The organism is Ktedonosporobacter rubrisoli, from assembly GCF_004208415.1.
Classification (GTDB): Bacteria; Chloroflexota; Ktedonobacteria; order Ktedonobacterales; family Ktedonobacteraceae; genus Ktedonosporobacter; species Ktedonosporobacter rubrisoli.
Window position 1 is genome coordinate 960,374 of record NZ_CP035758.1, and the last position, 11,999, is coordinate 972,372.

The 11,999-nt window shown below is 51.3% G+C and carries 14 protein-coding genes; 7 read left to right on the forward strand and 7 right to left on the reverse strand.

All coding sequences use genetic code 11. From position 1 onward, the window contains the following. Positions 1–310: 310 nt before the first annotated feature. From EPA93_RS04350 to EPA93_RS04360, 3 genes are all read left to right on the forward strand, one after another. The gene (locus EPA93_RS04350; RefSeq protein ID WP_129885866.1) at positions 311–1,093 is read left to right on the forward strand and encodes an ABC transporter ATP-binding protein; all 783 of its coding nucleotides are present in this window, start codon (positions 311–313) and stop codon (positions 1,091–1,093) included. Further along, complete coding sequence (locus EPA93_RS04355) at positions 1,090–3,432, forward strand: FtsX-like permease family protein (RefSeq protein WP_129885867.1); 2,343 nt, start codon at positions 1,090–1,092, stop codon at positions 3,430–3,432. The genes EPA93_RS04350 and EPA93_RS04355 overlap by 4 nt, the downstream gene beginning before the upstream one ends. A gap of 132 nt (positions 3,433–3,564) precedes the next feature. After that, positions 3,565–3,840: a hypothetical protein gene (locus EPA93_RS04360; protein ID WP_129885868.1), complete on the forward strand. Its 276-nt coding sequence runs from the start codon at positions 3,565–3,567 to the stop codon at positions 3,838–3,840. A gap of 32 nt (positions 3,841–3,872) precedes the next feature. Here EPA93_RS04360 and EPA93_RS04365 read toward each other — a convergent pair whose 3' ends face one another. From EPA93_RS04365 to EPA93_RS04375, 3 genes are all read right to left on the reverse strand, one after another. Next, on the reverse strand, positions 3,873–4,115 hold the full coding sequence (locus tag EPA93_RS04365; RefSeq protein ID WP_129885869.1) for a hypothetical protein: 243 nt from the start codon (positions 4,113–4,115) through the stop codon (positions 3,873–3,875). 327 nt (positions 4,116–4,442) lie between these two features. Further along, positions 4,443–4,802, reverse strand: coding sequence for a VOC family protein (locus tag EPA93_RS04370; RefSeq protein ID WP_129885870.1), 360 nt, complete (start codon positions 4,800–4,802; stop codon positions 4,443–4,445). 132 nt (positions 4,803–4,934) lie between these two features. After that, complete coding sequence (locus EPA93_RS04375; RefSeq protein ID WP_165422866.1) at positions 4,935–6,182, reverse strand: ArsR/SmtB family transcription factor; 1,248 nt, start codon at positions 6,180–6,182, stop codon at positions 4,935–4,937. Positions 6,183–6,459: 277 nt separating this feature from the next. Between EPA93_RS04375 and EPA93_RS04380 the strand changes: the two genes are divergently transcribed. After that, positions 6,460–7,314 (forward strand): aminoglycoside 6-adenylyltransferase, encoded by an 855-nt coding sequence (locus EPA93_RS04380; protein ID WP_165422867.1) that lies wholly within the window; start codon positions 6,460–6,462, stop codon positions 7,312–7,314. A 414-nt stretch (positions 7,315–7,728) separates the two neighbouring features. On the opposite strand, the gene EPA93_RS04385 is transcribed toward EPA93_RS04380, so the two are convergent. From EPA93_RS04385 to EPA93_RS04395, 3 genes are read right to left on the reverse strand one after another with little or no spacing between them, the layout of a single operon-like run. Beyond that, entirely contained in the window at positions 7,729–8,181 is a 453-nt protein-coding gene (locus tag EPA93_RS04385) for an SRPBCC family protein (protein WP_129885873.1), read from the reverse strand. 37 nt (positions 8,182–8,218) lie between these two features. After that, positions 8,219–8,752, reverse strand: a complete 534-nt coding sequence (locus tag EPA93_RS04390) for an SRPBCC family protein (protein ID WP_129885874.1) — start codon at positions 8,750–8,752, stop codon at positions 8,219–8,221. Between the two features lie 4 nt (positions 8,753–8,756). Next, complete coding sequence (locus EPA93_RS04395) at positions 8,757–9,071, reverse strand: ArsR/SmtB family transcription factor (RefSeq protein WP_129885875.1); 315 nt, start codon at positions 9,069–9,071, stop codon at positions 8,757–8,759. 469 nt (positions 9,072–9,540) lie between these two features. Between EPA93_RS04395 and EPA93_RS04400 the strand changes: the two genes are divergently transcribed. Further along, complete coding sequence (locus EPA93_RS04400; RefSeq protein ID WP_129885876.1) at positions 9,541–9,978, forward strand: YybH family protein; 438 nt, start codon at positions 9,541–9,543, stop codon at positions 9,976–9,978. A gap of 43 nt (positions 9,979–10,021) precedes the next feature. Then, on the forward strand, positions 10,022–10,417 hold the full coding sequence (locus tag EPA93_RS04405; protein WP_129885877.1) for a PPOX class F420-dependent oxidoreductase: 396 nt from the start codon (positions 10,022–10,024) through the stop codon (positions 10,415–10,417). 256 nt (positions 10,418–10,673) lie between these two features. Here EPA93_RS04405 and EPA93_RS04410 read toward each other — a convergent pair whose 3' ends face one another. Then, positions 10,674–11,132, reverse strand: coding sequence for an NUDIX domain-containing protein (locus EPA93_RS04410; protein WP_129885878.1), 459 nt, complete (start codon positions 11,130–11,132; stop codon positions 10,674–10,676). A gap of 511 nt (positions 11,133–11,643) precedes the next feature. On the opposite strand from EPA93_RS04410, the gene EPA93_RS04415 reads away from it, so the two are divergent. Then, the gene (locus tag EPA93_RS04415; RefSeq protein ID WP_129885879.1) at positions 11,644–11,997 is read left to right on the forward strand and encodes a hypothetical protein; all 354 of its coding nucleotides are present in this window, start codon (positions 11,644–11,646) and stop codon (positions 11,995–11,997) included. Positions 11,998–11,999 lie beyond the last annotated feature (2 nt).

Here is an 11,999-nt window from a genome sequence, read left to right on the forward strand (position 1 = left end):
CAGTTTGAGCATTGAGAGATCTCTCCTGATCCTATAGAGCAGCTAGCTGAGAGCGATAGGTGCGGCTTCTCATGCTTAATGACACAGTTTTGTAACATTTATGCGATACTTCCGCTATGTTTACCCGTCATACTAATTTTTGTATCCTCAAGCAAAGAGAGGAGCAACGGCTCCAGAGCCTTGCTTCTCTCTGCAAAAAAATAGCTAAGATTGCTTATCCTTGCAATCTTTCCAGAGCCAAAAGCGATAAACAAATTTTCATTATGCACTTATCGCTACCTCATCATTTTCGCCAGAGAAAGGTCTCAAAATGCATAAGTCCCAGGGAACGCAGCGTCAGACGAACAGCAGGGATGGCGCAGCGCTCATTCAAGTGGAACATATCTCGCGCATGATCGATTCACGCATCCAACAAACGCTTATTCTCGATGATATAGCCTTTACGATTCCAGCCCGGACCCTTTTTGCGATTACCGGTCCTTCGGGCTGCGGCAAATCAACTCTACTAAATATCCTGACGGGCATAGATAGGCCCAACGACGGACGTGTTATCTTTGCTGGCGAGCCGTTGCTTGCCAAAAGCGAGAACGCTCTCGCCCGCTGGAGAGGCACCCACATCGGCATCGTCTTCCAATTTTTCCAGCTTCTGCCCACCTTGACCGTGCTGGAGAATGTCTTGCTAGCCCTGGAGCTTGGAGGCGGCGGAGGTTTACCGCGCCAGCACTGGCTAGAACATGCCTATTTGTGCCTGGAGACCGTGGGTATGCAGGCATACCCAAATCGCTTGCCAGGTCAGTTATCCGGTGGGCAACAGCAGCGCGTAGCCATCGCGCGGGCCCTTGCCAATAATCCTCCTGTGCTGGTAGCCGACGAGCCAACAGGCAATCTTGATTCTAGTTCAGCCCAGCAGATCTTTAAGATTCTGGCCAGCTTAACAGAACTTGGCAAAACTGTAATCTACGTCACGCACGATCCTCTACTGGCCAGGCAGGCGACTGCTGGAATAGAGCTTATCGATGGACATATTGTCAATCAGCGCAACGCGAATGCAGCCATCACCTCTGATCGCCTCAGGACGGAGAAACTGCAATGATCAAGAGTGCTATTGCTCGTAAAGCGCTTACCGATGTGACGCGCCGGCCAGGACGCACCTTGCTAGCTGTGCTGGGCATCATGATAGGCGTACTGGGACTGACAGCTATCAACGTGGCCGGCGAGATCACCAATAACTTATTTGCCAGTGGCAACGATCTGAGTCGAGCAGCCAACCTCAGCTTCTCGGTCCAGAGTATCCAGCCATCGCGCGCATCCAGCCTGGCAACAGTCCCCAACGTCCAAATCGTGCAGATAGGGACTCGTTACCAAACTCGCTGGCATGTGGCTACCAAATCTGGTCACATTGGTCTGACGATTCTGGGTTATCAGGACTTGCAGCACATCCAGCTCTCTCCCTTCCAACTGATTAACGGGCGACTTCCAGGTCCCGGCGAGATAATCATGGAAGAAAGCAACAGCCAGATCCAGGCTGTAGCGGTCGGCGATCAAGTGACCATTGATACCGCCCAGGGTCCGCAAAAGTTGCGCGTCGCTGGCATCAGCCGCACGCCTGGACTGGCTATTCCAATTCAGAGCAACGTCACGCAGGCATATATGACCAGCGCCGCCCTGAGCCGGTTGACCGCCAGCTCTGGTGCTAACGATATCGAGATCAAACTATACGACAAACAGAAGGTCAATGAGACAGCGCACGCCATTGCGACCATTTTACAGAAGCAAGGCGTTACTATCTTCGATGTCGCTCTTGTCCAGGCAATTCCCGCCCAGAGTGTTAGCAACACCATCCTGAGCGTCATGCGCCTGATTGCCCTGGTCGCCCTTATTCTAAGCGGTTTTCTGATCATTATCACCGTCACCACAATGCTAGCGGAACAAACCAGGATCATTGGGATTATGAAGGCCATGGGCGGCACGCGGCTTGCCATCATGGGTAGCTATCTGCTCACCATCGCCATCTATGGAGCGCTTGGTACGCTATTGGGTACCGGCCTGGGAATAGCCGGTGGCTATGGACTAGCTTCGTTCATGCTGAGCTTATTCACCAAAAATGCCGGCGCTTTGCACTTTTCACCGGGTATTCTGCTACCCAGTATTGCAGCGGGCCTTGGCGTTCCCCTCCTCGCTGCCCTGTTTCCCCTCTGGCATGGGACAAGGATTACAGTGCGCGAGGCCATAGGAGCCTATGGCGTCACCAGCCAGAATGCTAGCACGCGCAAGCAGCCTGGAAACCATTTAACCTGGGTGCCCCAGACGGTTTGGTTGGGCGTACGCGGCATTTTTCGCAAGCGTGGGCGCGCCATCCTCACCCTGCTCGCCCTGACATTAGCAGGCACAGTTTTCCTTTCAGTACAGACCGCAATCGATTCGTTTAACCGATATAGCAGCGAGTTCTTTGGCATCTACAAGGATGATGTTCGCGTCACACTTGCCACGCCGCAACCTTACGATCAGGTCTATCGCACAGCGCGTGCTATCCCGAACGTAGCCCACATCGAACGCATGGAGTCCAGCCTGACCAATACTAAATGGGGCCGGCTGGAGCTCTTTGGAGTTGATGCCGACACAAAGGTGTATAGCAAGCATCTGATCGCGGGCCGCTGGTTTGCCACTAATGAAACACAGGTCATCGTGATCAGCCAGGTAATGGCCAACAAGAGCGGTCTGAAAGTAGGCGATATGCTGAGCTTTTCAAATGCACTTAAAACCGTGCGCTGGCGTATTATCGGCGAAGTCTACGATCCCAACAACCCAACAGATGCCGGGATGGGGCTGACTCCACTTGCCAATTATGCAAGCTTTGCCGGATTGTCAAATAACCTCGTCAAGGGCATTGCTATCCAGGGGACAAACCGCTCGCCACAGGCCGTGGCGCAGATGGCCGAGCGCTTTGATACCGCCTTGAGCCGCATGGGCATGATTCCGAATACTGAGACGGAGCAAGAGAGAGACGAAGTTAGACGAAACACCTTTACCATCGTTTTCGCCCTCTTCTATACTGCTGAAGCGATTGTAGCCCTTGTAGGTATCCTTGGTATCTTCAACACGCTCACCACCTCAGTGCTTGAACGGCGACGAGAGATAGGCGTGCTGCGCTCGCTAGGTGCGACAAACTGGCGCGTTGCTACAGTTTTCTGGCTCGAAGGAATCGCCCTGGCCCTGATTGCCTGGCTGGTAGGCAGCATACTAGGGGTTCCTGGTGCATACGGCTTTGTGAGCCTCCTGGGTGCTGTATTCATCAAGATACCTTTCTCCTTCCAGCCACTTATGCTGCTAAATATGTTTGCCTTTACCATCGCTATGGTCATGCTGGCAAGTTCTTTACCGGTTCTGGGAGCCGTACGTATTCGCATTGCTGATGCGTTGCGCTACGAATAGCTTCGGCGCTACCTATGCATTCGGAACACCAACTACTGCACTACAAATAGCTTCAGCCTCAACCTGTGCTATTCGTGTTGCCTAAACGTCTCACTGCCAGCAGCAGGCCTGGTTCTATCCGATGCATTCGCAGTGCTACCTTATGCTTTGCGTCGCTATGCACTACTCTGCACCAGCAATGCTCTCTTACGTATCCATAGCGCTGGCGCTAACTTGCCAACAGAGCTGCTCAGGCACAGAGCGCAGCGAAGAGGGTATGATCTTCTTAGCTACTTTACGGCAAGCTTCTTGCCAGAGCTTCCAGCCAGGAGCCCAACGCCAGCAGGCACCGGGTTCCTGACCTTGACCCACTTACCGAGCTTATCAACTCTGGCTCATCAGAAGGTTCAGCCAGTTTCAGTTCGTTAAAGCTGTTGCAAGAAACAGCAAGTTCCAGCTCGCTAAAACAGACGTCTTTGAGCAGGGCACCAACCAATAATGCAATCCATAACATCCATCAGCACATCCTCTTTCTGCTCTTCAGCTTGAGCTCGCAGCACTTTACGATACTGCTCAAACTCGTCTAATGCCTCCTGCTGCTTCATTCCTGCGGCTTTCCAGGCCAACACAATTTGTACAAGAGCTGTTTCAGCCTCGCTGCCTTCAAGGGCTTCGCGGAGCAGATTTTGTCTTTCCTGACGCATACTCTGCCTCATCCTTCAAAAACTTTTCAAAGCTGGCTTTCTCGTTTTATCGGATTTTTTAGCTATTTTTCAACTACTTCTCTGAGCTGCTGCCGGCTTTCCTGGTCCGCCTTCTATCCATCATCTTATCAGCTCCTTGAATTGTGCTCCTTGAAAGAGACATAGCCTGACGCATGAAGCATCGCCAGATCCGCAACAGCAATCCAGGGAAATCGTTGCGTTCTCTCTTCTGAATGTATTAATTTCTGCGGTAGTCTCCTCTCAATAGAGGCTAACTTCTGCGAGCATACATCACTATTGCTGGGGCTCTGGCTGATAGCAGCAACACTAATGAGTCTGGTCCTGCCTCCAGCGATACAGCTCGATAACCAGGCCGGCAGGACCGGCCACAAAAACTGACTCGGTGCCCCAATCTGTTACGCGCGGACCATATAATAGCTTTCCTCCGCGCTGCTGGATGCGCTCAGCCCTGCTTGCCACATCCTCAAGCTCAAACTGCAGAATAATTCCTTGTGGCTGGCCGGTCAACGGCACTAAAGCATTGGGCATCAAACTAAAGACGAAACCACCGGCGTCTACCTCGGCATAGCCTTCATCGCCACTTACAGGCAGTTCCATAATATCGCGAAAGAACGCGATAGCGCTCTTCATCTCGGTTGTAATAACCGCAAAATGGTTGAACTTCATAACTTCCTCCTTTTAAATTCAAACCTGCTTAAATTTGCAACTTCCTCTCGATAGAGAAGCAAGATACAACCTTCTTTTTTCAACGCTAGGAAGCAAAAGTGCCTGTTTTACGATGGTAAGCAAAAGCTGTCCTTACGCGAACGTCTTGAGCAAGAGCTGGCAGATTTCCTTAATGCGCTCGCGATTTGCACTATAGAATTTCATGCTGCCCTCGGGGCGTACAGAAACCAGGCCCGTGCGCTCAAGCTGGCTAAAATGGCGCGAAATTGTGCTCTGATGCACCTCTAGCTTTTCGGCAACCTGCTGGGCAAACATTTCACCCTCCTCTGCGAGCGCCGTTAGAATGCTCAGGCTGGTAGGATCGCCCAGGGTTCTAATAGCCTGGCCAAACTCAGCCAGATCCAGTACTGGAGACGCGCTAGCATAGGCCTGCTGGCTCTCGGCCAGGCGGCTTGCCGATTGTTGTGCCCCTCGCGCATATACTTCTTGCCTTGCAGAATAATCAGCCAGCAACACAGGCGTAACTTTCGGTTCATAGAAAATGTTGAGCGTATCCCCTTCCACGGCCAGAGAAAGGTACTTATCAAGGAAGAGGCAAGGAACAAAAACCACAGTGGAGGCGCGCTGCAAAACGGGTATCCACTCTTCCTTCAGTTGTAAGCCAGTCACGCGAAAGACTACCTCATCAGGGAGATACGCCACAGCTTCTCTGGTGAGCCAATCTTGGGTAGCCTCCATAGTCGCTGTCAATGACGCTTTGCGCTGCTCCCATGCTTCAGCAAAGCCCTGCTCCCAAAGTTCGCCCAAGAAGCCTGTAATGGCTGCGCGCAAACGGTCCGGATGCTCAATTAGTGCCAGGGGCGGGCCATGCTCCTGAATGCCCCAATCATCTAAAATAGTGTGGATGGCCCTTTTTCGGTACTCCTCATCTTCCAGCACAGTCTCAGCGGCCTCCAGTTCCTCAAGCAAGCGCGCCACTTCCGGCACACGCGGTAAATGCGGATAGGAGCGATAATATTCTAGATTCGAGCGTATACCATAAGTGATCAATTGTCGCATTGAAGCTTCTGTCAGATTAGTCAGCCAGTTGAGTAAAGCGTCCCACTCCTGCTGAGCGGACATAGCCGAGGAGATTTGCTGCAGCAAAAAGCCGCGCAGGATCGCCCCATGCGCCAGAATAGCCCGCATGCCTTCCAGATCAGCGAGCGCCTGCTTGGATAGGCGCGCTAACATAGTTGCCGGCCAGCCCTTAGGTGCTGCGCTACCGTGAATGGTATAGTCCAGCAGCAGCATGGCCGTACACAAACTGGCCGGTAAAGAAAAGAGCGTACGCCATGTATGGCGCTCATAGGTCTGAACCAGATATCCCGCCTGCTTCATTTCTCTTTCTCTTTCATGCATATTTTGCATATGCGAGTTGCGCAACTTGCATATAAAGCATAGTTCATCCTTGCTTATTTGTCAAGAGGAACAAGGCTAAATAAGGGAGAGGCTGCAAGCAACTCGCATCCGGCAGCAAAACATGACAAGAACAATAAGCGCTTAGGCGTCAAAAAAGCTTGCCTCCTCAAACAAATTTATGTATGCTTAGTCGGCTGAGGCATATAATGCACTTTATAAGATTTTTAAGACAATTATGTTGAAAGTAGACGAAGCCATGATAGACCCAATCGAGGCCAGAGCCAGTTTCAAGCAATCTCTTCTGGAAGTTGTGCGCACAGATGACCGCATTGTGGGTCTCCTGGAAGGAGGCTCAGGAGCCGAAGGGCGTGTTGATCCCTGGTCAGATTTAGACGTCTTTCTCTTCATTCAAGATGCACAGATTGAGCAATTTCGCCAGGAATGGAGACAATGGTCAAGGCAATTCGGTCAGCTGCTATTAGCCTATGATCCCGACGAGGATGGCGCTATCGCCTGGACCATTTTTCAGACAGAATCATCTCCTTTGCGGGTTGATTTTCGCTTCATGCCAGCCTCCCAAATCGAGGAAGTACGCTCTTGGCCAACCAGTCCGCAAGCTCTTGACGCTTTTGTGCTATATGACAAGACTGATGGCCATTTAAGTGAGGTTGCTAAAGCCCTTGTTGGCAGTTCGCAACGCCTTCCCGCTTCGCAAGAGCTGGGAACTTTTGAAAGCCATTGCAATCGCATGTGGTATTTCTTACACACAGCCTTTTGCAAGTTTAAGCGTGGCGATTACTGGTATACGCGGGTCACTTTGCACATAGCAGCGCTGGATAGCTTGATAGCGCTACTCAGACTGGAAGCCGGTGCAGTGGAACGCTGGCAAGCTTCTTTCCCAGAGTGGAAGCTGGAGCAAGCTCTTCCGCCAGCGCGCCTGCGCCAGTTGAATGGCTGTATTCCGCTGCAAAGTCCCGAAGATTTGAGGCAAGCCATGCTCCAAACAGCCTATCTTGGGCGAGATGTATGCAGGAATATAGCTACCCAACATGGCTGGAGCTGGCCAGATGCGGCCGCAGAAGCGATCATAGAAATGCTTATCGCTGGCTGAGACGCGTTTTCTCACCTATCGCTAGCTTACGTCCGCTTCTAAAAGCTCTGTAAGTTGAGAGCATCCTTTCTATTGAAAAAGAGGTTCCTGGCTGAGATTCGCCTCAAGCGATGGGTGTATGCACGAAAGTAAGGCAAGAGGAGAGTTGAGTTTTGTGGTGGATTAAAATGGGGAAATAGTGCGGCCACGCACTATGAGGCATCTTATACTCTCCTCAAGAAGATATACGCAGAAATGTTACATCTCACGCTTTGCCTATTGAAATATAAAAACTGCATTACGCTTTATGTAACTTTGCTCGTTTCCTTATCCGAACACATGAAGCATTAAAAATATACCGGGCTCTCTGGGGCTCGTTTGCCTGTCGAGCCCGGCATAAACACATGTAATAGGCTTATCTATCAGCTAAAAGCTTTACTGTGACATCTGTTCGTCGAGATGCGCGAGAACGTTTGGCCAGGCCTGCTCATGACCATCCCTTGATTCCTGGTCCACAAAGCCTGCATGTGTGAGCCGTAAAAGCGTTCCGCTTCCCTCTGGCACAAGCTCGACAGTCACTACTGTCTCGGCCCCCTTCGTTCCTGTAGCTCCGGTGAGCCAGGTCAACTCAACGAGGTGCTCGGGCTCTAGCCTGAGAAAGCGCCCGTAGTGCGCGTAGCGATTCTCCCCATTGTGAACCTCCCAGAAGAAGACGGCGTTAACTTCCGCCTTCATCAGCAGCGTACCAGGGGTGGCAAACCAACTATCAAACTGCTCAGTCCAGGCCCGATAGAGTACAGCGGGCGCAGCCTTCATCACGCGCTCGACGGTAAAGCGAAAGGGGTTCGCGGAAAGATCAGGTGGACAAATGGTTTCAATACGGTTCATAACTTTCCTTTTCTAGCCAATAGAAACAGTACTTCTCTCAAACATCCTTCTGTCCCTGAGAATAGCGATCGTAATGCTTCTGCCAGAGATCGAGTGGCCAGTGGGGCCAATCCACAGCCTTGCCATCCAGAGCTTCTGCCAGAAAATCGAGATGACTATGCCAGCCAGCAAGCTGTAAGGCCAGGTGGGTATTAGGAGCGGGCAGCGTGCTGCTGAAGGCCAGGATACAACCACCAGCTGCCTCTTGTAGCTCGAAGCGCAGCACGCCATGGATATCGCCGGCATACTCAAGCAATCGTGGCGGATCGAACTGTGTAATCGCAGCATTCATAACAGCATGCTTCCCTTGCTCATCAGTATTAAGCCAGCGCAGTTGAACGAGCCCGCCCTTGCTAGGCTCAACGTCGGCCTCAGCAAGCCAGGCAACAAGCTGTTCAGGCTCAGTTAGTGCGGCCCATACCTGTTCAATGGAATGAGGGAGATAGCGCTCGAAGCGCAGAACATGCGAGCCATTCTTTGTCTCAACGATCCCATCAGCAGCATTGCTTGTTTTATGTGTGGGAAACGGCATAATATCAAGCTTCCTCCTTCTTTGCGTTCAAGTGACGTTCCAGAGCATCAAGACGCTCTCCCCAGAGCTTGCGATAGGGCTCTAACCAGGCGTCTACCTCGGCCAGTGGCTCGGGATGCAATTCGTACCAGCGCCTCTGGGCATCCTGGCGCACCCTGACCAGGCCTACCTCCCGCAGCACTCGTAAGTGCTTCGAAATGCCCGGTTGGCTGACGCTAAGTAGCACAACCATCTCGCCTACCAAGCGCGGCCGCTCGCGCAGCAAGTCGAGAATCTGCCTGCGCATGGGCTCAGCCAGCACCTCAAATGTTGTCATCATAGAATATATATACCATTTTGGTTATATAACTGTCAAGGCATGTAAACTTAAGACAAAGGATCGCAGCAATCTTGCTTTGCTAAAACAAGCCTATTTTCACGAGCTGATAAGGCTGAAGCAAAGACCGTTACTCTGCCCTTTCGTACAGGAAGTTTCTCTTCCTCTGTACAGCTATAGCAAGCGCTTACATCATTTATACTTATTGGGAACCGAGTCGAAGAGCCAGACGCTCGGACCCCATTTTGTCCATGTGGTCTGGCTCTTGCATGCTATTTTCTTCGGCACGCTCTTACGGCCGCACGGTAGTAGGGTTACGAAAGCAGCAAGCTGGAGTGCAAAATCTGGCTGGCAATAGGCTAACCAGGTTTACGTTATGGCTTGCTAAAACTGAGATGAGACAATGTTCATAGAGAAGGGTTAGACCAAACCAGGGCCAAGCAGGCTGGCTAAGGTAGAAGGAGAGCAGGCGATGGCAACAAAAGAGCAAGATAGGCAGCAGATTGCTGCTCTTATCGAACACTACCGTCATGGATTTGCGACTGCAGATATAGAAGAGCTGAAGTCCATTTGGGATCAAGACTACGAGCAAATCATCTATATTGCGCAGGAAATGGCCGCGCCAATGCGTGGCTGGCAGGAGGTAGAAGGCTACTACGAGAGAATCGGCAGCCTTTTTAAGCACGTCACGACGATGAAGGTGAGCGATGTAGCAATAGATATACTCGGAGAGATTGCTCTGGCCTTTTTGCATTTCCATTTCGAAGGAGAGCTGAAAGGACAACTACATATGGCCGATGGGCGAGTTAGCTTTGTTTTACAGCGCAAAAGTGGGCTGTGGAAAGTGATTCATTATCACGAGTCTCATCCACTTGAAGCCACAAGCCTGAAAACACAGACACAAGCCTGAAACATTTCTCTAGCCGAGAACAAAGAGCGAAAGGAACAGTATCATGAGCAAGTTTACACAAGCAGAGCTAAAGTACGTACAGGAGCAAACAAGGGGAAGGCTGGCAACGATTTCTCCTCGCGGGGAGCCGCAGGTCAAGGCTGTCGGCTACCGCTATAACGCCGAACTTGATACCATTGATATCGCAGGCTTTCAGATGGAAAAGTCGCAGAAGTTTCGCAACGTTATGCAAAATCCCCGGGCATCGTTTCTCATAGATGATATCCTACCAGACGGCGCACCAGGCTTCATCGAGATACGGGGGCAGGCCAAGGCTCTCAACTCGGGCGGGCATGAGATCGATCCAAACTTGAGCGAGTCTATAATTCGCATCTTTCCCGAGCGCATCGTTGCCTGGGATCGTTCTAACCGCTTCCCGCCTTCAACGCGCGATGTCTAAGCTGATTAAGGCTCTTCCCTTTACAGAATGAGGAGAAATGCTTCAAGCAAGGTCAATTACCAGGTGTCGTTGCAGGGTGCGGTAGCCGGGTGTCTCGTAGAAAGAGGTCTCTGAGGAAACTCCCAGACCTCGACTTGCATCTTGGCCGCATCCTGCGCCCTGGCCCATTGATGCGCAGTGGCCACTAACTGCCTTCCCAGGCCGCTCTTCCCGAATTACTAAGAGATGATGAGATTCTGCAGATAACCAGTGCAGCTTAAGGGAATCTGGAAAGGGCCAGGGCAATCAGCTCGCGATGGGAAGGAAGAAGCCCCTCTGGAAGCTGGTCAAAGTCAAAGAAGCGCGCCTCGCTGATTTCTTTGGGGTCCAGACACAATTCACCACCTATCAGCCTTCCCACAAAGCTTACCTCCAGGCGAAGCCGATAGCCGCTTACCATCCGCAGCAAAGCATCGATCTCAACAATATAGTTGGTCTCTTCCCTGACCTCCCGGCATAAGGCTTCCTCTAGCTTTTCGCCGGATAGTACAAAGCCGCCGGGCAAGCCCCAGGAGGCGGCTTTCCAGAAACGATGGCGTAGGAGGAGGATGCGTTTATGCTCATCGAAGATGACCCCTGAAACACCGATAATAAATTTGGGCTGGGTCAGCCAGAGCACATACCATTGAGGTTTTCCAGGGATGAGCTTCCAGAACTTCAAAGCCAGTTCCATCATATAGCTATACTTTAGCTCCTAAAATAGCATTTGACCATTAGCCTCTATTGTTACACAGTTGCATGCTCTCTACAAGTACTTTCTCCCTGCGGCTCAGGCAGGGCTATCCAGTTCTGGTTTGTGTGCCGCCTGACGCCTGCGCCCAAGAGAAGAAAAAGCGGGGCCAAATCCGTTCAATCGCGACATCTCGCCCTTCACCATCTCGTTTTGGAGAACTGCAAAGCCCTACCTGCAGCCTTTAGCCCCCAGTAACAGGAGTGCCATCGTGTCCCTGGCAAATTAGCTGTGGCCAGCGTGCAACCTTTCTCACTAAACTTGCCAGGGGCTATTATCCGGCCCGGCACTGTTGTATAGTAATAGAAGACGAACTGCAGCCATAAAAAAGGTGTACATAAGGGATCATCAGGGCTTGCCCTTTCCCTTCTAGAAAATAGTATGGAGGTAATCTGAACTTCTGAATAGCTTACAAATGGATTTAATAGGAAGATACAGCGATGAGAGGAGCAGAGATATGCGCAAGAGACCTGACGGAAAACTACTATGGGGCCTGAAACGCCACGCTCTCCCAGGTGATATGTGGGAGCACATCTGTCCAGGATGCAGGCAAACAACTCCGGTCTATACTCACGAATATTTAGATGAGCATGACAAGCTTGTTTTTGCATACTTATGCGAGAAATGCGCCCAGAAAAAGCTCGCGGAATGGCTGCGCTGTACCGATCGCACCGATTATAGGATCTATGAGCATATCACTGACTTCGATGAGGCTTCAGTTTACCACAACCAGTACAACGATGAGGAAACCCTGACCATCACTCGCTGGAGTTCGAAACAGCGCCAACATCGTCTACAGATAAACGAATAGGC

What these genes read in the sequence shown, in the direction of transcription:
- EPA93_RS04350 (WP_129885866.1), top strand. Translation starts at nt 311, where the DNA reads ATGCATAAGTCCCAGGGAACGCAGCGTCAGACGAACAGCAGGGATGGC.
- EPA93_RS04355 (WP_129885867.1), top strand. Translation starts at nt 1,090, where the DNA reads ATGATCAAGAGTGCTATTGCTCGTAAAGCGCTTACCGATGTGACGCGC.
- EPA93_RS04365 (WP_129885869.1), bottom strand. Translation starts at nt 4,115, where the DNA reads ATGCGTCAGGAAAGACAAAATCTGCTCCGCGAAGCCCTTGAAGGCAGC.
- EPA93_RS04370 (WP_129885870.1), bottom strand. Translation starts at nt 4,802, where the DNA reads ATGAAGTTCAACCATTTTGCGGTTATTACAACCGAGATGAAGAGCGCT.
- EPA93_RS04375 (WP_165422866.1), bottom strand. Translation starts at nt 6,182, where the DNA reads ATGAAGCAGGCGGGATATCTGGTTCAGACCTATGAGCGCCATACATGG.
- EPA93_RS04380 (WP_165422867.1), top strand. Translation starts at nt 6,460, where the DNA reads ATGATAGACCCAATCGAGGCCAGAGCCAGTTTCAAGCAATCTCTTCTG.
- EPA93_RS04385 (WP_129885873.1), bottom strand. Translation starts at nt 8,181, where the DNA reads ATGAACCGTATTGAAACCATTTGTCCACCTGATCTTTCCGCGAACCCC.
- EPA93_RS04390 (WP_129885874.1), bottom strand. Translation starts at nt 8,752, where the DNA reads ATGCCGTTTCCCACACATAAAACAAGCAATGCTGCTGATGGGATCGTT.
- EPA93_RS04395 (WP_129885875.1), bottom strand. Translation starts at nt 9,071, where the DNA reads ATGATGACAACATTTGAGGTGCTGGCTGAGCCCATGCGCAGGCAGATT.
- EPA93_RS04400 (WP_129885876.1), top strand. Translation starts at nt 9,541, where the DNA reads ATGGCAACAAAAGAGCAAGATAGGCAGCAGATTGCTGCTCTTATCGAA.
- EPA93_RS04405 (WP_129885877.1), top strand. Translation starts at nt 10,022, where the DNA reads ATGAGCAAGTTTACACAAGCAGAGCTAAAGTACGTACAGGAGCAAACA.
- EPA93_RS04410 (WP_129885878.1), bottom strand. Translation starts at nt 11,132, where the DNA reads ATGATGGAACTGGCTTTGAAGTTCTGGAAGCTCATCCCTGGAAAACCT.
- EPA93_RS04415 (WP_129885879.1), top strand. Translation starts at nt 11,644, where the DNA reads ATGCGCAAGAGACCTGACGGAAAACTACTATGGGGCCTGAAACGCCAC.